This is a genomic window from Sphingobacterium sp. UBA6317 (assembly GCF_002440385.1).
In the GTDB taxonomy this organism is placed as follows: Bacteria; Bacteroidota; Bacteroidia; order Sphingobacteriales; family Sphingobacteriaceae; genus Sphingobacterium; species Sphingobacterium multivorum.
In genome coordinates this window covers 80,817-102,687 of the sequence record NZ_DJTD01000022.1, presented here as the reverse complement: position 1 = coordinate 102,687, position 21,871 = coordinate 80,817, and the positions used below count along the sequence as shown (strand labels likewise).

Below are 21,871 nucleotides of genomic sequence, written 5' to 3'. Positions count from 1 at the left end.
TAGATCGAATTGCTGTCGAATTCCCTTAAATATACCCTTAAATTTATCTAAATAGTGGACAAAATTACTATTTATCAGATGATTTATAAAGTTAATTGGATAACTTATTTTGAATCTGTCTTTTTTCGATTGATATACACAAACATAGCGAAGATTTTATGCATAACGAAATCTTTGTGCCCCTTTGTCGGCTGTCTCCATAAGCTTATAAATCATCGTCGTTTGTACGCCGTATCTTCTTGGTTGTTTCGTTAGAATACGTTAATTTTGAATAGTATTATACAGGAACGATATTGTGTAATGGCTACAATCTAATTAATTCTAAATAGGATAAAATTTGAACGAATTACTAATTGCATTAGATGGTCTGAATTTGCCCATATTATGGGGAGCAGACAATGAGCACTTCGATTATTTGAAGAAGCAATTCCCAAAACTGCGGATTGTAGCTCGCGGAAGTGAAATGAAGGTGTTGGGAGACGCGAAGGAATTAGACCTGTTTGAGCAATCGTTTAAGGAAGTCATGGCTCATCTGGAGAAATTTAACAACATTACTTTATTGGATTTTGAAAATCTCCTTGGAGCAAGTGCAGGTTCTGCTGTTCAGCAGGAAAAAGAACTTGCGGCCAAACATGCAGCCTTTGGATCCGAACCGATCGTGTATGGACCTAATGGCCTTATTGTACGTGCACGTACGGCCAACCAACGGAAGATGGTGGATAGTATTTCGAAAAATGACATCTTATTTGCTATCGGACCGGCGGGTACAGGAAAGACCTATACGGCGGTTGCATTAGCTGTTCGGGCACTTCGAAATAAAGAAATCAAAAGGATCATTCTAACGAGACCAGCCGTCGAGGCCGGCGAAAATCTCGGGTTTTTACCGGGCGACTTAAAGGAGAAGGTAGACCCCTATTTGAGACCGCTCTACGATGCATTGGACGATATGATTCCAGCAGAAAAGCTAAAAGGTTACCTGGAAAATCGGACCATTGAAGTTGCACCTCTAGCGTTTATGCGTGGACGAACATTGGACAACTGCTTTGTGATTCTGGACGAAGCTCAGAATGCAACGGATATGCAGCTGAAGATGTTTTTGACACGTATGGGGCCAACGGCAAAATTTATCGTTACCGGTGATATGACACAGGTAGATTTACCGAAAAAAAATCAATCTGGATTGTCTACTTCAATTCGCCTATTGGAGAATATCGAAGGAATAGACATTATCCACCTCAGCGGTGGAGATGTGGTTCGCCATAAATTGGTTCGCCGCATCCTCGAAGCGTATGGCGATATTTAATCGGTCTATGCTGCAAACGTATGATTTGGGATATCCCAGTTTGGCATGGGTACAAAAGGTGCCGACTGATATAGTTCAAATAGCCTTATTAAAAGGCAAATCGAGTACAGTGAGCTCTTAAATAAATGCGCTGCATTTATGAATGCCGTTGAAAGCAGTCATAAATGAACAATTACTTACATTTGAATTTTACGTTGAACATGAATGCTATAAAAGAAACAAATTTCAATTTCGAAAACCAGACTGCTTTTTACCGGGGAAAAGTACGTGACGTGTATACGATTGCCGATACGTATTTGGCGATGGTTGCCTCAGATCGTATTTCGGCATTTGATGTGGTACTTCCACGTCCTATTCCTTATAAAGGACAGGTGTTGAATCAAATTGCAGCCAAATTTTTAAAGGCTACGGCTGATATTATTCCAAATTGGGTCGTGTCTGTTCCGGACCCCAGTGTAACTATCGGTCAGCTATGCGAGCCGTTTAAAGTGGAAATGGTTATTCGGGGCTACTTGTCAGGACACGCTTGGCGCGAATATGCTGCGGGTAAACGGGAAATATGTGGTGAGGCATTGCCAGAAGGACTGAAAGAAAATGACAAATTACCTGAGCCAATTATTACACCGACAACAAAGGCTGCTGTTGGACATGATGAGGATATTTCACGTGTCGATATCTTGAAAAAAGGCATCGTAAGCGAAGAAGACTATGTTCAATTGGAGCAATATACCAAAGCGTTGTTTCAAAGGGGTACCGAAATTGCCGCGCAAAGAGGGCTTATTTTGGTGGATACAAAATATGAGTTTGGAAAAAAAGATGGGAAAATTGTGCTGATCGACGAAATTCATACACCAGATTCTTCCCGTTATTTTTATGCGGAAGGTTATGCGGAACGTCAGGAAAAAGGGGAGGCACAAAAGCAATTGTCGAAGGAGTTTGTTCGCAAATGGTTAATTGAAAACGGCTTCCAAGGGAAAGACGGTCAGGTTGTTCCGGAGATGACGGATGAGATTGTCGCTTCCATTTCTGAACGTTATATTGAGCTTTACGAGCATATCGTCGGAGAGAAGTTTGTGTATCCAGATCAGGAAAACGTACTGGAACGTGTGGAAAGAAATGTGGCAAAGGCCTTGAAAACGCTAAATTATTAGTACATTGTATCCTCAAACAAAGGAGATAGACTAATGAAGTATACCATTGATAAGCACGATCGCTATATTGTCATAGAACCTCATGTCGATGTGATTGACGCGGATAATGCCGCTAAACTCAAAGGGGAGTTTTTGTTGCGGAATACGATTGGACAACGGAATATCGTTTTGGATATGATCCACGTTAAGCAAACGGACGAGGTCGGTATCCGTTTAGGTGTGCTTGCCCATCGTTTATGTCAGTCTGTTGGGGGCATATTTATTTTGGTTAATCTTTGTCCAACGTTAATGGATATGGTTCGTGTGTCGCATTTGGATAAATCGCTTAAAATAGCACCATCTTTAAAGGTGGCGGAAGATTTAATCTTTGCACACGAATTGGAATCTGAGTATCGCGGGGCAATCGAGGATTAATATGAAGTTTGAAGTTCTGATATTAGGAAATAGCTCGGCCACACCGATGTTTGATCGTCATCCGACTAGCCAAGTGTTGAACTTTAATGAGCAATTGTTTTTGATCGACTGTGGAGAAGGTACACAAATGCAACTTAGCCGATACGGCATCAAAAGCAATCGTTTAGGACATATATTTATTAGCCATCTGCATGGGGATCATTATTTGGGTTTGGTGGGGCTGCTTTCATCGATGCACCTTGTCGGCCGAAAAAGTGATCTCCATTTGTATGGGCCACCTGCGTTAAAGGAAATTTTAGACGTGCAATTTTTGCATTCCGAGACTATTTTACGCTATAATCTTGTTTTTCATCCGATTTCACCCGAACAGCCAGGGGTCATTTTTGAAAACAGAACATTAAAAGTAAGCACTTTTCCATTAAAGCATCGTATTGCCTGTACAGGCTTTCGTTTTGATGAGGGTCCCCGTGCACGAACATTGCTTGGCGATGTCGTACAGGAACTGAATATACCCACCGCTTATTTTCCGATGATCAAAAAAGGATTTGAATACGTCGATGAAAGTGGTAAAGTATATACTGCAGATGACCTGAGCCTTCCCGCTCCCTTATCGCGCAGTTATGTGTATTGTTCGGATACCGTACGGACGGCAGAATACCTGCCTTATGTGCAAAAGGCTAATCTGATGTATCATGAGTCCACATTCTTGCACGATATGGTCGACCGCGCAAAAGAGACATTTCACACCACTGCGTTGGAGGCTGGAGAGATCGCCCAGGAAACTCATGCAAAGAAGTTGCTATTGGGTCATTATTCAGCGCGGTACAGAGATTTAAATCCCCTATTGGAAGAAGCGAGAACTGTATTCCCAAATACGGAACTCTCTGTGGAAGGTCGGTGGTTTTCCGTTTAATTTTTTTGAATTTTCTCTGATATCCCAACGATAAACGGGTTAACACCTATGAATAATTGCTTATTATATTGCATATGATGAACAATTTATCTAAGTTTACGGCTCTAATTTTTTTATAATGGATAATCCATTCAACTTAAACAACCTACTACGGGAAAATATTAAGAAGCTCGTACCTTATTCATCCGCAAGAGATGAATTTAAAGGGGAGGCATCCATATTAATTGATGCCAATGAAAATCCTTTTGGATCCCCCTTAAACCATGATTACAACCGATATCCAGACCCTCTCCAACATCAAGTTAAAGCAAAACTTTCTAAAATAAAAGGTGTACCATCAGAGAATATCTTTTTGGGAAATGGAAGTGATGAAGCTATTGATATTTTATACCGTGCATTTTGTACCCCTGGTGTTGACAATGTCATATTAGTTCCGCCAACCTACGGGATGTATGAAGTCTCGGCGAACATCAATGATGTTGCTTTCAAAAAGGTAAACCTTACTGCTGATTACCAGCTGGATTTGGATGGTATTGCCAATGCAATAGACGCACATACTAAACTGATTTTTATCTGTTCTCCGAATAATCCAACCGGAAACTCAATCCGTCGTCAGGATATTGAAGCAATCCTGAATAATTTCCAGGGGCTTGTGGTAGTGGATGAGGCCTATATTAATTTTTCTGCTGTCAAGTCATTTACGCAAGAACTGGCTGAATACCCCAATCTAGTGGTATTGCAGACCTTATCCAAAGCCTGGGGGCTTGCGGCCTTACGCTTGGGTATGGCTTTTGCCAGTAAGGAGATTATCGCTGTTTACAATAAAATAAAACCACCATACAACATTAATCAAGCGACACAAGATATTGTATTGGAAGCCTTAGATCAGGTTGATCAAGTCAATGACTGGATCAAGGAGACAGTAGCAGAACGTGAGCAACTAGTGCGTGGATTGCTTGAACTGGATTATGTGCAGCATATTACACCTTCTGATGCCAACTTTATTTTGGTGAAGATGGAGCAGCCACGTGAAGTTTACGATTATCTCGTTCAATATGGAATTATCGTTAGAGATAGATCCAAAGTCGAACTGTGTGAAGGCTGTCTACGGATCACGGTCGGTACACCGGCTGAAAATAAAACATTGTTAGAAAAACTTAATCAAATCAATAAATAATACTATGCCTGATAACTTAAAACGTGTACTGTTTATAGACCGCGATGGAACATTGATTTTGGAACCTGAAGACGAACAAATCGATTCTTTTGCCAAATTAAAATTCTATCCTGGTGCTTTGCAGTATCTACCACGTATCGCAAAGGAGCTGGATTTCGAATTGATCTTGGTTTCCAACCAAGATGGTTTAGGAACGTCTTCCCATCCGGAAGAGAATTTCTGGCCAGTCCATCATTTTGTGATTGATACGTTTGCAGGAGAAGGCGTAGTGTTTGCCGAGGAACATATTGATAAAACCTTTCCACACGAGAATGCGGAAACCCGAAAACCGGGAGTTGGTATGCTTGGAGCCTATTTTGATGCGTCGAAATACGATTTGAGCCAATCCTTCGTCATTGGCGATCGTGTGAACGATGTTAAATTGGCACAAAACCTCGGTGCAAAGGCAATTTGGCTGCGTGCAAACGATCAATTAGGTGCTTTGGAAAACCTTGCGATAGATTCAACTGTTATAGCTTTAGAGACAACGGATTGGAAGACGGTGTATGAATTCCTTAAATTGGGTACGCGCACTGCCGAACATCATCGTAAAACCAATGAAACGGATATTTTTATTCAGTTGAATCTGGATGGTTCGGGTAAGTCAGACATCGAAACGGGGTTACCGTTTTTCGACCATATGCTGGATCAATTGGCTAGACATGGAGCACTTGATTTGACCATTAAGGCGAAAGGGGATCTTCATATCGACGAACATCATACCATCGAAGATACGGGTATTGCGCTGGGCGAGATCTTTTTGAAGGTTTTAGGGGATAAACGTGGAATTGAGCGCTACTCCTATACGTTGCCGATGGATGATTGTTTGGCTCAGGTTGCATTGGATTTTGGTGGTCGCAACTGGATAGTGTGGGATGCGGCATTTAAGCGGGAGAAGATCGGCGATATGCCTACGGAAATGTTTTTCCACTTCTTTAAGTCGTTTTCAGATGCTTCACGATCGAATTTAAACATTAAAGCTGAAGGTGACAATGAGCACCATAAGATTGAAGCGATTTTCAAAGCTTTTGCTAAATCTATCAAGAAAGCGGTAAGACGCGATGCCGACCATATGCAATTGCCAAGTACAAAAGGAGTATTGTAAGATGATAGGAATTATTAATTACGGTGCGGGGAATATTTTCTCCTTGACAGCGGCACTGGATCGTGTTGGGCTTACCTATGGTATGGTCAATACTGCCGATGAGATCGATCAATACGATCGTATCATCATTCCTGGAGTGGGCCACGCTGGAGCCGCGATGGACAAACTACAGGAATCGGGATTGGTGCCCTATATCAAAAAGCTAAAAAAGCCTGTATTGGGTATTTGTGTTGGTATGCAATTACTGACGGCTTTTTCAGAAGAAGGAAATGCCGAAATGTTAAAGCTATTTCCTTTGAAGACCTTACATTTTGATGCCGAAAAGTCGGGTAAAGTACCACATATGGGCTGGAATAGTGTTTCCGTGCCAGCAAACAGTCCTTTATTTGCACATATTGAAGACCAGACTTATTTTTATTTTGTCCACTCGTACTTTATCGAATTCGATGCGACATATACCGCGGCGAAATGTGTCTATGGACAGCCTTTTTCGGCTGCAATTTCCAAAGACAATTTCTTTGGCGTACAATTTCATCCAGAGAAATCTGGAAAAGCAGGAGAGCAGCTGCTGCTCAATTTTTCAACTATTCAAATTGATTAAAAATATTCGACTATGTATATCATTCCAGCAATAGATGTCTTGGACAAAAAAGTTGTCCGCTTGAGAGAGGGTAACTACAATGACGTTACAACGTATGCGATTAGTTTAGAAGAGCAAATCGAAACCTACCGTGCAAATGGTACGGAACTCGTCCATATCATTGATTTAAATGGTGCAAAAGGAGACTTCAGCAATCAGGCCTATTTATTTGATATCATCCAAAAGACAGATATGAAAATTCAGTATGGCGGTGGTGTAAGAAGTATCGAAAAGGTTAAGGAATTGGTTGATGCAGGGATTTATCGCGTTATTGTCGGAACACAGGCAATCACCAATCCTTCATTCTTGGAGGAGCTGGCTACGTTGAACGAAGGTAAAGTAAAATATGCCGACCACATCGTTATTGCAATCGACGTTTTGGATGAGGTAATCAAATACTCGGGTTGGTTGGAAAGTTCGCCAATCAAATTGATCGAATATATTGATAAATGCTTGGTTTTAGGATTCTTTAGGTTCTTATGTACCGATATTAGTAAAGATGGAAAATTGGGCGGTGCAGGCGTTGAACTCTACCAAAAGTTGTTGAGCCATTCTCCGATTATCAAGTTAATAGCTTCTGGCGGGATCAGTTCAATGGACGATATTCAGAAACTTCAGGAATTGGGCAGTGTAGAATCTGTTGTCGTTGGTAAAGCAATCTATGAAAATAGAATCTCGATCGATGAAATCAAAGATTGGAATTTAAAATCGTTAATCAGATTTTAAAATGCTGGCAAAACGTATAATTCCCTGTTTGGATGTCAAAGATGGGCGGACGGTAAAAGGAGTCAATTTTGTGGATCTGCGCGATGCAGGTGATCCTGTTGAATTGGCCTATGAATATTCTCAACAAGGGGCTGATGAACTCGTTTTCCTAGATATTACAGCAACGCATGAGGGGCGTAAAACGACAATTGATCTGGTCAAAGCAGTCGCACGTCAAGTGAATATTCCCTTTACAATCGGCGGTGGTATCAATGAAATCAGAGATGCTGATATCTTGTTGAATGCAGGTGCGGACAAAATATCCATCAATTCCGCTGCGGTACGCAATCCTGCTCTTATCAACCAGATGGCTGCAGCTTTTGGTGCACAATTTGTTGTGGTTGCTGTGGATACCCGGTCGATCGAAGGTCAGAATTTTGTGCATCTGAGCGGCGGACGCATTAAGACGGAATTGGACACAGCGGATTGGATCCTTGAAGCGCAAGAACGTGGAGCAGGAGAGATCCTGTTGACGTCAATGGATCATGATGGAACAAAAAATGGCTTTGACAATGGTTTTTTAAAAACAATAAACGACCAGATTCATATTCCACTGATTGCTTCTGGCGGTGCCGGTAATCAACAGCATTTTGTCGATGTTTTTCAACAAGCTAACGTGGATGCTGCCCTGGCGGCATCGGTCTTCCATTATGGTGAAATATTGATCCCCGATCTTAAAGCTACCTTACGCCAAAATGGTATTGTCGTAAGATAGGATAGCGGAGTAAAGATCGATAATCAAAGGGGTGGAAGTTATAAACTTGCTGAAAGAAATCCTGAGAAATTAAACTGGGCTCATGGCTCTTCGAAAATAATTAAAATTGAAATACTAAAATCATGTTAGATTTTGCAAAAAGTGACGGCCTTGTTCCAGTGATTGTGCAGGACTTCCAAACATTGGAAGTGTTGATGTTAGGCTATATGAACGAGGAAGCTTGGGAGAAGACACAAGCAGAGAAACGCGTTACGTTTTTCTCCCGAAGCAAAAATCGCCTCTGGACAAAAGGAGAGGAAAGTGGAAACTTTTTGAATGTAAAAAGCATCCATGTTGATTGCGATAAGGATACTGTTTTGATCAAAGCAGAACCAATGGGACCTACCTGTCATACAGGAAGCAGAAGTTGTTTTAATACAGACTTCAACCAAAACTTTCTGTTGGAGCTAGAGCGTATTGTCAACCATCGCTATGAACATCCTTCTGACGAATCTTATGTCAATCGTCTGCGTTCTCGCGGTATCAATAAGATTGCGCAAAAGGTTGGCGAGGAAGCCGTAGAAACAGTCATTGCAGCATTGACCGAAACGGATACTGATTTTATTAATGAAACTTCAGACTTATTGTTTCATTTGATCGTATTGTTGCGTGAGAAAGGATTTTCTTTGGAAACAATTGCGAAAAACCTCGAGAGCAGACATCAATAGGTATTTGGACGACGGCATCAGCGTTGAACAAAATCTGAAGCGGAAAGAAGGCTTTAAGCTAAGATGACAAAATAATCTAAGAAGTGCAGTATATTTGTGGATATACTGCACTTCTTGTTTCTACCGACTAACAATGCGTATTGCTGTATTGATCTTTACTGGATCACAGCTCAGTCAGCGGAGAATTCGGTCCTATAACATAAAAAATAGGCTTAAAACAGGTGCTCCGAATAGAGAAGGCGTTTTAGCGAATTACTATGGATATTACATTAAAATCGACGTTACCAGGGCATCAAAACCCTATTTTTTGTGTAGAGAAGGGCTACTATGCACATACTTTTTTTACGGCAGGTAACGATAAGGGCGTTGTCGAATGGGATATTGAGCAAAATGCATTTAAGCGTATTCTCTGTGCGGTAAGTTCATCGGTTTATGCTTTACGGTTGATCCCGGGGACGCCGATTCTGGCCATAGCCTTGCGTGAGGGTAAACTGCTTTTTGTAGATGTCGAAGAGCAAAAGCTTGTAGCAAGTATACAGCTAAGCAGCAAAGCTATTTTTGCATTGGCTTATATGTCCTGGAAAAATGAGCTTCTGGCAGTAGGTGAAGAGGGAACATTGTACGTTATTGATCTGACAACTTATAAATGTATTTATGAGAAGCGAATATCCCCAACAACAATTCGCGCAATTGCAATTGATGAAGGACTTGGAAGAATAGCATTAGGGGATAAAGATGGCAAAGTTTATACCTTGGACAGTGCTGATTTTCATATTATTGCGGATTCAAAATTGCATAGTATGCCCGCTACGTCGCTGGCATTTATCCATAATAAATTGCTAAGCGGTGGACGGGATGCGCAATTGGTGATTTCAGACCCCAATCAATTGACAACTAATTTTTCGTTTGTACCGCATCTGTTTACCGTATATGGAATATATCCCCATCCTGAAGCACCAATTTTTGTTACTGTCAGTCGCGACAAATCGTTGAAATTTTGGTCCACAGCCGATTTTGCACTATTGAAAAATATGAGCCGCGAGAAGATGCAAGATGGCCATCATTTATCTGTAAATGCGGGAGCATGGTCCGAAAATGGTCAATATTTCTTTAGCGTCAGCGATGACAAACTGGTGAAAGTCTGGGAATTTCATGTATAAAATATCGGGTAGGAAGTGCGGACTAACTTAGGGGCATAAAAAGTAAAGTCATTTGTAGCGAATTCATAATTATATCGTTAACTATGGTAATTATAAATTTAATTGACCTTATAGTTATATTTTATGAAAAGAATTTGGCTTATCCTATTAGGCTGTATAGCGCTTTCGAGCTGTGATAAAATCGAAAGTAAAGGAATGTATCTAGCTAGCGTGCCCATATTCGAAACAATGGAAAGTATACGAGCTAAAGCTAATCCCGTAAGCAGCCCTACGACAATTGTTCAAACCGGAAAGATTTATATTTATCAAGATTACTTGTTTATAAATGAGCCACGGAAAGGAGTTCATATCTTTAATAATGTTGATCCGTCAAAACCCGTGGCGATGGCATTCTTAAGTATTCCCGGCAATGTGGATCTTGCGGTTCTAGATGGAAAGCTGTATGCGGATAGTTTTACAGATCTGTTGACCTTCGATCTCGAAAATCCTGCATCTCCAAAATTATTGACACGAAATAAGGATGTGTTTAAGATGTTGCTTCAAATGGATTACTTGAATAATACTGCCGATCGCATCATTACAGGATACCGAGATAGCCTGGTAAGCTATAGCCAAAAAGATAAATATTCACCTTATGACCGAAAAGAACCTCTCTATAACGAGACCAATTCGGGCTCGGGACAGGGCGGATCCATGGCGCGATTTACCATTGCCAATAAACATCTATATGCCGTGGACCAAACGACGTTGCACCTTTTTGACGTGCAGAATGCGAGTAAACCTGCCTATGTAAAGGATATCAAAATAGGTCCTGGCATCGAAACAATTTTTCCCTTTAAAAACAACCTGTTTATCGGCTCCAATACAGGTATGGTGATTTATGATATCACGACGGCATCAGCTCCCGTAGAGCTGTCGCGTTATACACATATTCGTGCCTGTGATCCTGTCGTTGTCAATGAGAAATATGCCTTTGTAACCTTACGTGCAGGCGTGGTATGTGGGGGGCAGCAAAATTTGTTGGAAGTTATCGATATCCAAGATCTGACGAAACCGATGCTGAAACATAGCTTCACTTTGGAGAATCCTTACGGACTGGCGCTATCGGACCACACGCTGTATATCTGTGATGGAAAATTTGGGTTGAAGTCATTCGATGCCAGTGATGTTAGTCAAATAGGTAATAAGCTTTTAGAAACTCACAAAAACCTGATGAGTATGGATGTTATCGCTGGACCAAAATCGCTAATTATTGTTGGAGAAAAAGGTGTACATCAATATGATTATAGCAATAAGGCCAAATTGAAGGAATTGAGCATTATTCCTGTTATTAGACCCAATTAAGACACTATTTCAAGAGCTTCATTATTCTGATATGAAAAGACTTTCGATTGCCATTTTGGCTCTTCTCGGGTATTTAACTGTTGATGCCCAAACAAAAAAATATACAAATCATAATGAATTTTCGGTTATTACTTATGGCCCTGCTTTTCTGGAATCTGGATTTGGCTTACATACATTGCATGGGGTGCAGCTCCATGAAAATATCGCTCTGGGTTTAAATACAGGGGTGGATAGGTATCCTGTAAACAATGAAGGATCAAAATGGTTTTTACCACTCTCAGCCAAAGTAAATTATGTGGAATTCCCTGACAGAAAACGTAGTTTTTTTGCAGGATTGGATTTAGGCTATAGTTTTGCTTTCTTGAATAAAAATCTAGTCGAGAGCAATTTAAAATATGAATATCAGGGTGGCTCGTTGGTAAATCCACAGCTGGGTTGGCGCTTTAAATTTAAGAATTCAGCGAAATATTGGTCTTTGGCAACAGGATATCGGTATCAGCACTATAGCCGAAAGGATACTTATACGCGACCCTCAGCAAGTTTGCCAGACACTAGCATAGGGTATGGAACAACACAAATGGATAAAAAATATGATCTGCACCGTTTTACTTTACAGGTAGGATTTGGTTTTTAGGTATCGATCGGATGTTTTTTTTATTAACAGGTGTCGATAGCTTGAAATGTAAAAAAATAGCGTAAGTATACGGTTCGTTTTTCAAATCTAGGCCGATACTAACGCTATTTCACTCTTTTTTGTGGAGCTTACTTATTCGCCGTCTAAAAGCTGTAATACCTGCGTAAGGTATTTCTCATCGACTTCATCAAAACTATTTAATTCACTACTGTCAACGTCCAGCACACCGATAATCTGTCCCTGTTTAAAAACGGGTAGCACGATTTCGGACCGCGAGAGCGAACTACAGGCAATGTGTCCCGGAAATTGCTCCACATCAGGAACAATCAATGTTTTTTCCTGTGCCCAAGCACCCCCGCATACACCACGACCTTTCTTGATACGCGTGCATGCAACGGGTCCCTGAAAAGGGCCTAACACGAGCTCGTCTCCATCAACAAGATAGAAACCAACCCAGAAAAAATTGAATTGTTCTTTCAGTGCAGCAGCGATGTTAGCCAAATTGGCAATTTGATTCGGCTCGCCTTGCAAAAGTCCCTCAATTTGAGGAAGTAAATTTTGATATTGTTCTTCTTTGCTACCTTTAGCTATTTGTAAATCCTCTGCCATAAAAATCTATGTAAAAAAAATAATCATGCATTTGCTATCAGGATTACAATTGCCAAGCATGTTTTGCCTGTCCGGAAAGCTTCACGGCATATTGAGTTCCAACCTGCATGAAATGAAAAAGCGCTAATACGCTGTTCAAAGTTAACAGAATATTAGCGCTTTCTTATCAGGCAAATGTTATTATTTCTTGGTGTTGATAATATTCACCCGAATGTAGTTGCTTCTTTTGCCGGAAGGCGTTACAACAACGGCTTTGAAAACACGTTCCTTACTATTAGGAACCGTAATTTTCACTGGACCTGTATATTCTAAATCCAATTCTGAAGGATCGTAGTTGTCCAATGTGTAATAAATTTTGGCCCCTTCAACAGATGGTTTCAAGCCTCTGATCGTATATTCCGAAGCATATACGGTGGTATCTGTTATGCCATATACTTCCGGTACACGATAGAATGTATTGGTTTGGTCAAGTTTAGCCAGCTGATTTGCTGCACGCTGTTCTGAGAAATTTTTCCAATTCTTTTTCTCTGGCTGTGTCCAGGCAATTTCAGAAAGCGCTAAAACGCGCGGTAACACTGTAAATTCGACTTTATTGGATGATCCAATATACTCTGTCCAAATATTTGCTTGTACACCTAGAACGTGTTTCTTGTTGTTTTCAGCAATTTTGCTAGGCATTGGGTCTGACGAATATACTTTGCTCAATGTGGAAAGTCCGCCGATACTTAAAGGTTCTCTGTTTTGATCAGGACCTTGTTTGTGATCAAAATATAGACCATAGCTGTTTGCCGTTATGATCACATCGTGACCTTGATTGGCTGCATCAATCGCACCTTGATCGCCTCTCCAGCTCATGACAGTCGCATTAGGCGCTAAACCACCCTCCAAGATCTCATCCCATCCAATGATACGTTTACCTTTGCTATTGATATATTTTTCCATACGTTGGATAAAATAGCTCTGTAACTCGTGTTCATCTTTGAGGTTGTTATCTTTGATTCTTTTTTGACAAAATGGACATGTTTTCCATTTTGTTTTTGGACATTCATCACCGCCGATGTGGATATATTCACTCGGGAATAGGGGAATGACTTCATCAATGACATCTTCCAACAACTTGAATGTTTCTTCTTTTCCAGCACAGAAAACATCGTCAAAGACCCCCCAAGTCTGCGCAGCCGTGTAAGGTCCTGGCTTATCACCACAGCCCAATTCTGGATAAGCCGAAAGTGCTGCTAACGCATGCCCAGGCATTTCGATTTCGGGTATAACCGTTACATATTTAGCTTTAGCATAAGCAACCACTTCTTTGATTTGGTCTTGGGTATAGAAACCGCCATAAGGTGTGTTATCATAATCACCATCTGTCTTGTAGTTACCCAGTAGTGTTTGCTTGCGGTAACCGCCAATCTGAGTCAATTTTGGATGTGATTTGATTTCGATACGCCAGCCTTGGTCGTCTGTCAAATGCCAATGAAACGTATTCAATTTGTAAGACGCCAGAATATCAATGTATTTTTTTACAAACTCTACTGGAAAGAAATGACGGCCAACATCGAGATGTAATCCACGGTAAGCAAAGCGAGGTTCATCCTGGATTGAAGCTTGTTGAATTTCTATGCTGGCCTTTTTATCCACAGGTAGCAACTGGATCAACGATTGCATACCATAAAATAGACCGGCAGCTTTTCCGCTAATAGTTGCGCGGTCTGAACTTATGTTAAGTTCATACGCTTCAGCATTAGTGGATTTTGCGTTTTTGGAGGAGAAATAGATCGTATTGCTGCTCGCTGATTTCACTAGGGATAAATTGAGACTGTAGTTGCTTTTTAGGAAATCCTGAAACAGCGTTGCAACTTTTTTGTCCTCTTCGCTATCAAAGGCGATTTTGGTGTTAGCGTTGATTTTAAATGTACCATTTTTAATTTGAACCTGTTGCGGTAAGGGCACAATGTTCAAGGTAGCATCTTTCTTTTCTTGCGCAAATACTGCTGCTCCTATACTTAGAGCCAGCGCAAGTGAAAATAGTTTCTTCATGCGTGAGATTATAACTGAAATAAGAAGTTCTAAAAATAGGTGAATAAATACGTTTTAGCAAAGAGGAAATGTAACAAATAGGGTATGAAAACACTGTTGAACGTATTTTTGGGCACTTAGAAGTAGTTTGGATAATAACGTGTTTGGGTTAGATCAATCGTTTGTTTAGTCTGTTAAAGGGGATATTTTACTTCGGGGAATAGTATCCAAATTTAGGTAAAAAAATTTATGCCTTTTTAAATGTTCGTATCTCCTGTGAGCTGATGCTTTATCACTAAACCTTCTTTCGTTGTACAGATTATTTCGATCACGTGAAGGGAAGATAACGACCTTATAACTTCTTCTGAATGATGTCATTTTTGATCCGTTTTTAATGCTTAGTTTATAGGTACATTCAACGGAGCTGATAGGGCTTTATCCGAATAAGGTCCGAATGAGGTCCCTATAAAGTCCCTATCAGCTCCTTATTATTTATAGCAATATCTTTTTGATGTTTCAAATTTGAAGCACTGTTAATAGGGCGCGAAGTATTGCAAAACTGAGGTTCGGGAAATGACAAAGGAACCCGAAGGTTCCTTTATATCTTTTACGTTACAGCATGAATAGCACGTATCCGTCATCTAATGATTAATATCGGATATGTTCAGCAAATGTTTATGCATTAAAGTCGTTTCAATGCTAATTTGATCATATCCTCTACGGAAAGATTGCTTTCGGTCTTTAAAATGGTATTTAACACCTTCTCTGCCGCGACTTTGTTGAATCCGAGCATCACTAGTGCTGACAATGCTTCGTCCGGAACTGATTGGGATTGGATAGGTGATGCCAAAGCTTCGAAGCCCTGTTTTTTTAATTTATCCTGAAGTTCCAGTATAAGACGTTGTGCTGTCTTAGGGCCAATTCCTTTAATCTTTTGAATGAGGACAACCTGGCCATTGACGATGGCAGACTGGATCTCATCGGGTGTGTTTGACGATAGGATCATACGGCCTGTATTGGGGCCAATACCAGAAACAGAGATCAAATTTTCGAATAATTTTTTCTCGCCTTCTGTTGCAAAGCCATAAAGCGTGTGTGAGTCTTCCCGAACTTGAAGTGAAATAAATAATTTACAGTTTTCCTGATCCTTGATTTGGGAGAAGGTATAGAGCGAGATGTGGACATAATAACCAATCCCACTCACATCGATAACAACATGAGTGGGGGCTTTATATGCTAATTTTCCAATGAAATATTCGTACATAGTATACGAATATAGGAAGATTTTAAGCTATTCTATAAATTTTTAAGATGTGCTTGTACATCTACTACGGCAATGGTAACCATATTGACGATTTCGCGCACAGAGCTATCCAGTTGCAATACGTGAATAGGTTTGTTCATACCCAGAAGGATTGGACCTACTGCCTCAGCTTCACCAACTTCTTGCAATAATTTATAAGCGATATTTCCAGACTCCAAATTAGGGAATACAAGTGTATTCGCCGATTTTCCATTCAAGCAGCTGAACGGGAAGTTTGCGGTCAACATTTCGCTGTTTAAGGCGAAGTTTGCTTGTAAATCACCATCAGCAATAATCTCTGGATGTTGATCGTGTAGAATCTGCGCTGCTGCTCTTACTTTTGTTGGCGTTTTTCCTTCACTTGAACCAAAATTAGAGTAAGATAGTAATGCAATACGTGGCTGAATGTTCATACGTTTCACAGCTTTATCCAGTAACAGGGTAATGTCTGCCAATTCTTGTGCTGTAGGGTCTTCATTTACGGTTGTATCGCCCATGAAGATTGGTCCTTTTTTGGTTAACATCATGTACATACCTGCCACACGGCTGCCTGGCTTAGCACCGATTACATGCAATGCCGGACGGATTGTATTTGCATAATTTTTGGTCATACCGGAAATTAGGGTATCAGCTTCGCCAAATTCCACTAAAGAGGCACCAAAATAGTTACGGTCGTACATCAACTTACGGGCGTCGTATTTCGAAATACCACGACGTTGTCTTTTGCTATAAAGATGCTCAATAAATTTCTTCGAGCGCTCCGTTTCGCCATCTACTTCAGCAACCGGGTCGATAATTTCAAGGCCATCCAGTTCAAAAGCATATTCTTTGATTAGACGTTCGATTTTATCTTTTCTACCCAAAAGAATTGGAATAGCAATGCCTTCTTCTTTAACAATCTGTGCCGCACGCAACGTTTTGTAATTGTCTGCTTCTGCAAAAACAACACGTTTAGGATCTCTTTTAGCAGCCATGGTTAAATTGCGCATAATCGCATCATCTTTACCCAGACGTTTACGTAATGCGTCGCTATATTGATCCCAGTCTTCGATTACGGTCTGTGCTACACCTGATGCGATGGCAGCTTTTGCAACAGCCATGGAAACTTCAGTGATCAATCGCGGATCGGTAGGTTTTGGAATAATATATTCTTCCGAGAATTTTAAATTGCTGGTGTTATAGGCTTGATTTACTTCTTCGGGAACAGGTTGTTTCGCCAAATCTGCAATTGCATGCACTGCCGCAATTTTCATTTCTTCGTTGATTGCTGTTGCACGTACATCCAAAGCACCCCGGAAGATGTATGGGAAACCCAATACATTGTTTACCTGGTTAGGATAGTCTGATCGACCTGTACCCATGATAATATCGTTACGTGTAGCCATTGCCAAATCGTAAGCAATCTCCGGATTTGGATTTGCCATTGCCAATACAATTGGGTTTGGAGCCATCGATAACAACATCTCTGCCGACATAACATCCGCTGCCGATAGACCAATAAATACATCCGAATCTTTTACAGCATCTGCCAGGGTGCGGATATCGCGATCTGTTGCATATTGTGCTTTCATGCTATCCAGATTTTCTCTATCCGTACGGATAACACCTTTGCTGTCCAGCATCACAATATTTTCTTTGCGGGCACCTACTGAAATATACATTGCAGTACATGACATTGCAGCTGCGCCAGCGCCATTCACGACGATTTTCACTTTAGAAATATCTTTTCCGATAATTTCACAGGCATTGATCAATGCAGCACCCGAAATGATTGCCGTACCATGTTGGTCATCGTGCATCACTGGGATGTTCATTTCTTCTTTTAGACGACGTTCGATTTCAAAACATTCCGGTGCTTTGATATCTTCCAGGTTGATCCCGCCAAAAGTAGGTTCCAATGCTTTGACGATGTTGACGAACTCATCGACATTTTTGGTGTCCACTTCGATGTCAAATACATCAATGTCGGCAAAAATTTTGAATAATAATCCTTTACCTTCCATGACTGGTTTACCAGCTTGGGCGCCGATATCGCCTAAGCCCAATACTGCTGTACCATTACTGATAACAGCAACAAGGTTTCCTTTTGCGGTATATTTATAAGCATCTTCTTTGTTCTCAGCAATAGCCAAACATGGCTCCGCTACACCCGGAGAATATGCTAATGACAAGTCTCTTTGCGAATTTGTTGGTTTGGTCGGAACAACAGCTATTTTACCAGGTCTACCCATTGCATGGTAGTTTAACGCTGCCTGTTTACGATTAGTGTTACTCATTACGATTTTATTAATTTAAGGCTACAAATCTATCATTCTTTTTGATAATTGGAAATATTTGCCAATATCTTATTATAATTAGACAATAATATGTTACTTCAGCACATCCAATAGTTTAAACATTTGCTGGCGCATATTGGACGCAGACCCAGAATAGTTATTGACCAGCAAAGTATAGGTAAATGACTGTCCTGTTTTATTGGTATGTACACCTGTATAACCAAGTACGCCACCAATTGTTCCACTTTTCATCTTCATATTGTTATATGTAGGAAGACTTTCGTAGAAGGCGGGGTACCAACTTTGTTTTTGTGCATATTGCATAATCTTATTCATGGCAGATGTGGTCACCCTATTTTGAGGTGATAGACCAGAGCCATCCATGCTATTGAGTTCACTGGATTTTATGCCTAATTTGGCATTCCAATATTTCTGTATATAATAGGCGCCATCTTCGGTGCCCGTTTTACCAGCTGTTGTATAAGCAATCGCTTTCAACAAGGCCTCTCCGTAAAGGTTGATGCTCTTTTGGTTAAACCAGTAGACAATTTTGTCTAAGGTTGGAGATAAATGGATATCGAGGGTCTGTTTTTTTGAAATATCAACTGAATCCATCTTGGTCCCGGTAGCTGGTAGTTCGCTGGCGGTAATACCGTTGTTACTTAGTACTTCATTTAATTGATAAGCGAGATCATAGGCCGGGTCTGGCGAAGAGAGCTCGATAGTTTTCTTGAGGTCCTGTCCATAGGTGCCGCGCACAAATATCTTGGTCGAATAGGGAGCGGCATAGGCGTACACATTGTCTCCGCTTCCCGATTTACCCGTGGTTGTTTCATTGATGATTTCCAGATACGGAACTGGCGTTGTGTAATTGGCGATCTCAGCTTTAGCTCCGACTTTAGTGCTTGGCAGAAAATTTATGCCGAAGGCATTTTCACACCAATTGAGGGAAGAAATTCCAGCACCATAGTAATTGCCCATGTCGGTCCAGATCCAGCCCCCTGGAAGCTGGTTGCCATTGTAAAGCCGGTCATCGGCGATGATTGCGCCATTTATACTTTTAATACCGGCATTCTGGACTGCTGTAAGCCACTTGTTCAGTATCGTTGTTGCTTGAGTCTCCGGGTAGCGGGCGCTGCCGAGGGTAGGATCCCCCGTACCTGTCACAATAATATTTCCGTTTAACACTCCGTTCTCGTCGATTTCACCTGTATAATACAGGGTTGTTTTGAAGTGAAAATTCTTGCCCAGGAAGTCCAAGGCCGTAGCCGAAGTGATGACCTTCATGGTGGAAGCGGTCGCCAATCCGACGTTCTCATTTGCTGCGAATACAGTCTGGCCTGTTTTTGCGTCGAAAACGGTCAATGAGCTCAAACCATTTCTGAGGTTTTCCTGATTTTGAAATTGCGTGAATGCATCCTGAATTTTACTACGAAGATCCTGTGCATATACTGGCGTAGCAACGGTCGTTAACGTGTAGGCAGAAAAAGCAATGGCACTTAGCACAAATTGGTTCATATATCATGTTTTTATAGTCCTAGGGTATATCCCAGTTTATCTTCGATGAGCTTGTTGGCACGGTTATTTTTATTCGTGTTTGGAACTCATGGATATTCCATTGGACGTATTGTAATTCCTGGAACGCTGCCAATTTTAGGGAAAAGCGTTCGCTGTGTTTCGTTTGTTTTATTTGGCTTAAAGTTAGGCATTCGCCCCTAAAAAATCCTAACTTGCGTAAAATTGTATAAACGACATGAAGCATATCGAAAAATTAGCTGCCATTCGTGAGGCGATGAAGGCTCAGGGAATCGATGGATATATCATCCCATCATCAGATCCTCATATTAGTGAATATCTACCGGAACGTTATAAATGCATCGCCTGGGCATCGGGTTTTACCGGATCAGCAGGTACTTTGGCAATCACGCAGGATTTTGCGGGCCTTTGGACCGATTCTCGTTATTTTGTCCAAGCAGCAGAGCAATTGGCGGGAACAGGCTTTGAATTGGTGAAATTGAAAGTGCAAGGTGCAGCGGAGTATGCAGATTGGTTGGGCGAACAGTTGGGCGCTGGTGCTAAAGTTGCGTTTGACGGCAATCTCGCTTCTTTATTAGTGGCTCAATCTGTTCAGCATACTTTGGAGCCTTTGGAGATTAAAGTAGATGGTCATGTTGACCTGTTGTCATCATTATGGGAAGGACGACCAGAACTTCCTAAGGCACAGGCCTACCTGCTGGACGAAAATATTACGGGACAGTCAACGGTTTCTAAAATTGAAGCTGTCCGCGCGGAGATGAAAAAGAATAGAACGGAGGCTCATCTGATCTCATCTTTGGATGACCTGGCCTGGTTATTAAACATCCGTGGTCAAGATGTACCTTGTAACCCTGTTGTTTTAGGATTTGTATTAATTACAGCAGAAAATGCAACGCTTTATATCGAACCTTCGAAGCTGACAACTCAGGCAACTGAAGAACTGAAGGGCTACGGAGTGGATATTGCAGCTTATGAGGATCTCTTTGAGACAGTTCCGACATTGGAGGTTGCATCTATTCTTATCGATCCCAAACGCACCTGTTTTGCTGTTTTCGACAGCGTACCTAAAGGGGTTAAAATTGTTGAGAAAATAAACCCTTCGACGAGTTTAAAAGCAATTAAGAATAAGGTTGAAGTTGAAAATAACCGCCATACGTTTGTAAAAGACGGTATAGCGTTGACTCGTTTCTTCAAATGGTTGGAAGAGAATGTCTCCTCTGGTGAGCTTTCTGAATTATCTATTGCTGACAAATTACGTGGATTTCGTGAAAGTCAAGATGGCTTTGTTGACGTCTCATTCACGACAATTGCGGGATATTTGGATCACGGTGCCCTGCCGCATTATTCGGCTAATGAAAAATCGAATTATACACTAGAGCCTAAAGGTTTACTATTGGTCGATTCTGGGGGGCAATATACTACAGGGACAACGGATATTACCAGAGTGGTAACGCTTGGAGGTCTTACGCAGGAGGAAAAAGAGGATTATACCCTTGTGCTCAAGGGAACAATAGAAGGCTCTCAGGCTATCTTCCCTACTGGAACGCGCGGCTATCAGATCGATGCAATTACGCGTCGTCCATTGTGGGAAACATTACGCAATTATGGGCATGGTACGGGACATGGTGTCGGTTTCTTCTTGAATGTACACGAAGGTCCACAAGTGTTCAATGCAGCAGCAATAGATGTTGCTGTTGAACCAGGTATGATCACTTCAATAGAGCCTGGATTGTATCGCGTCGGCAAACATGGTATTCGCATTGAGAACCTCGTGTTGACCCGTAGAGCAGGATCTTCCGAATTTGGAGACTTCCTGGACTTTGAGACACTAACAATATGTTATATCGCAACTGATTTAATCGAAAAATCCTTATTGGATAAGAAACATATTGCCTGGCTAAATAACTATAATCAGTGGGTATTTGATCAATTATCGACTCATCTTACGGTTGAGGAAAAGAATTGGTTGGCAGACAAGTGTCAGGCGATTTAATCGCTCAAAAAGAATAACGACAGTGGCTGTCCGCTGTCCACAACAATAAGTTGTCAAAATAAAAAGCCCTC

At 41.1% G+C, this 21,871-nt stretch carries 19 protein-coding genes; 14 read left to right on the top strand and 5 right to left on the bottom strand.

Annotated elements, in window-relative coordinates; all coding sequences use genetic code 11:
- Positions 1-337: 337 nt before the first annotated feature.
- From B3E92_RS06405 to B3E92_RS06345, 13 genes are all read left to right on the top strand, one after another.
- A complete protein-coding gene (locus tag B3E92_RS06405) occupies positions 338-1,303 on the top strand; it encodes a PhoH family protein (RefSeq protein WP_046672338.1) in 966 nt (321 codons plus the stop codon).
- 200 nt (positions 1,304-1,503) lie between these two features.
- Complete coding sequence (locus B3E92_RS06400) at positions 1,504-2,454, top strand: phosphoribosylaminoimidazolesuccinocarboxamide synthase (RefSeq protein WP_070563345.1); 951 nt, start codon at positions 1,504-1,506, stop codon at positions 2,452-2,454.
- Positions 2,455-2,487: 33 nt separating this feature from the next.
- The gene (locus tag B3E92_RS06395) at positions 2,488-2,868 is read left to right on the top strand and encodes an STAS domain-containing protein (protein WP_046672339.1); all 381 of its coding nucleotides are present in this window, start codon (positions 2,488-2,490) and stop codon (positions 2,866-2,868) included.
- A gap of 1 nt (position 2,869) precedes the next feature.
- A complete protein-coding gene (locus tag B3E92_RS06390; protein WP_070563348.1) occupies positions 2,870-3,781 on the top strand; it encodes a ribonuclease Z in 912 nt (303 codons plus the stop codon).
- Positions 3,782-3,899: 118 nt separating this feature from the next.
- A complete protein-coding gene (gene hisC, locus B3E92_RS06385; protein WP_070563350.1) occupies positions 3,900-4,958 on the top strand; it encodes a histidinol-phosphate transaminase in 1,059 nt (352 codons plus the stop codon).
- A gap of 4 nt (positions 4,959-4,962) precedes the next feature.
- On the top strand, positions 4,963-6,102 hold the full coding sequence (gene hisB / locus B3E92_RS06380; protein WP_046672342.1) for a bifunctional histidinol-phosphatase/imidazoleglycerol-phosphate dehydratase HisB: 1,140 nt from the start codon (positions 4,963-4,965) through the stop codon (positions 6,100-6,102).
- A gap of 1 nt (position 6,103) precedes the next feature.
- Positions 6,104-6,703, top strand: coding sequence for an imidazole glycerol phosphate synthase subunit HisH (gene hisH, locus B3E92_RS06375; RefSeq protein ID WP_046672343.1), 600 nt, complete (start codon positions 6,104-6,106; stop codon positions 6,701-6,703).
- Between the two features lie 12 nt (positions 6,704-6,715).
- Positions 6,716-7,468, top strand: coding sequence for a HisA/HisF-related TIM barrel protein (locus B3E92_RS06370; protein WP_046672344.1), 753 nt, complete (start codon positions 6,716-6,718; stop codon positions 7,466-7,468).
- A gap of 1 nt (position 7,469) precedes the next feature.
- Positions 7,470-8,222, top strand: a complete 753-nt coding sequence (hisF, locus tag B3E92_RS06365) for an imidazole glycerol phosphate synthase subunit HisF (RefSeq protein WP_070563353.1) — start codon at positions 7,470-7,472, stop codon at positions 8,220-8,222.
- Positions 8,223-8,344: 122 nt separating this feature from the next.
- Entirely contained in the window at positions 8,345-8,929 is a 585-nt protein-coding gene (hisIE, locus tag B3E92_RS06360; RefSeq protein ID WP_115047132.1) for a bifunctional phosphoribosyl-AMP cyclohydrolase/phosphoribosyl-ATP diphosphatase HisIE, read from the top strand.
- Positions 8,930-9,186: 257 nt separating this feature from the next.
- Complete coding sequence (locus B3E92_RS06355) at positions 9,187-10,089, top strand: WD40 repeat domain-containing protein (RefSeq protein WP_286709374.1); 903 nt, start codon at positions 9,187-9,189, stop codon at positions 10,087-10,089.
- Between the two features lie 123 nt (positions 10,090-10,212).
- Positions 10,213-11,433, top strand: coding sequence for an LVIVD repeat-containing protein (locus tag B3E92_RS06350; protein ID WP_286709375.1), 1,221 nt, complete (start codon positions 10,213-10,215; stop codon positions 11,431-11,433).
- Positions 11,434-11,464: 31 nt separating this feature from the next.
- Entirely contained in the window at positions 11,465-12,067 is a 603-nt protein-coding gene (locus B3E92_RS06345) for a hypothetical protein (RefSeq protein WP_286709376.1), read from the top strand.
- Between the two features lie 132 nt (positions 12,068-12,199).
- Here the strand turns inward: B3E92_RS06345 and B3E92_RS06340 are convergent, their stop codons facing one another.
- From B3E92_RS06340 to dacB, 5 genes are all read right to left on the bottom strand, one after another.
- A complete protein-coding gene (locus tag B3E92_RS06340) occupies positions 12,200-12,676 on the bottom strand; it encodes a GAF domain-containing protein (RefSeq protein WP_286709377.1) in 477 nt (158 codons plus the stop codon).
- A gap of 180 nt (positions 12,677-12,856) precedes the next feature.
- A complete protein-coding gene (locus tag B3E92_RS06335; RefSeq protein WP_286709378.1) occupies positions 12,857-14,713 on the bottom strand; it encodes a beta-N-acetylhexosaminidase in 1,857 nt (618 codons plus the stop codon).
- A gap of 661 nt (positions 14,714-15,374) precedes the next feature.
- Positions 15,375-15,956 carry a Holliday junction branch migration protein RuvA gene (gene ruvA, locus B3E92_RS06330; RefSeq protein ID WP_115047142.1) on the bottom strand — a complete coding sequence of 194 codons (582 nt, stop codon included), beginning with the start codon at positions 15,954-15,956 and terminating at the stop codon, positions 15,375-15,377.
- Between the two features lie 32 nt (positions 15,957-15,988).
- Positions 15,989-18,271, bottom strand: a complete 2,283-nt coding sequence (locus B3E92_RS06325) for an NADP-dependent malic enzyme (protein ID WP_115047144.1) — start codon at positions 18,269-18,271, stop codon at positions 15,989-15,991.
- A 93-nt stretch (positions 18,272-18,364) separates the two neighbouring features.
- Positions 18,365-19,789: a D-alanyl-D-alanine carboxypeptidase/D-alanyl-D-alanine endopeptidase gene (gene dacB / locus B3E92_RS06320; protein ID WP_083295836.1), complete on the bottom strand. Its 1,425-nt coding sequence runs from the start codon at positions 19,787-19,789 to the stop codon at positions 18,365-18,367.
- A 235-nt stretch (positions 19,790-20,024) separates the two neighbouring features.
- On the opposite strand from dacB, the gene B3E92_RS06315 reads away from it, so the two are divergent.
- Positions 20,025-21,800 carry an aminopeptidase P family protein gene (locus B3E92_RS06315; RefSeq protein ID WP_115047148.1) on the top strand — a complete coding sequence of 592 codons (1,776 nt, stop codon included), beginning with the start codon at positions 20,025-20,027 and terminating at the stop codon, positions 21,798-21,800.
- Positions 21,801-21,871: the final 71 nt, after the last annotated feature.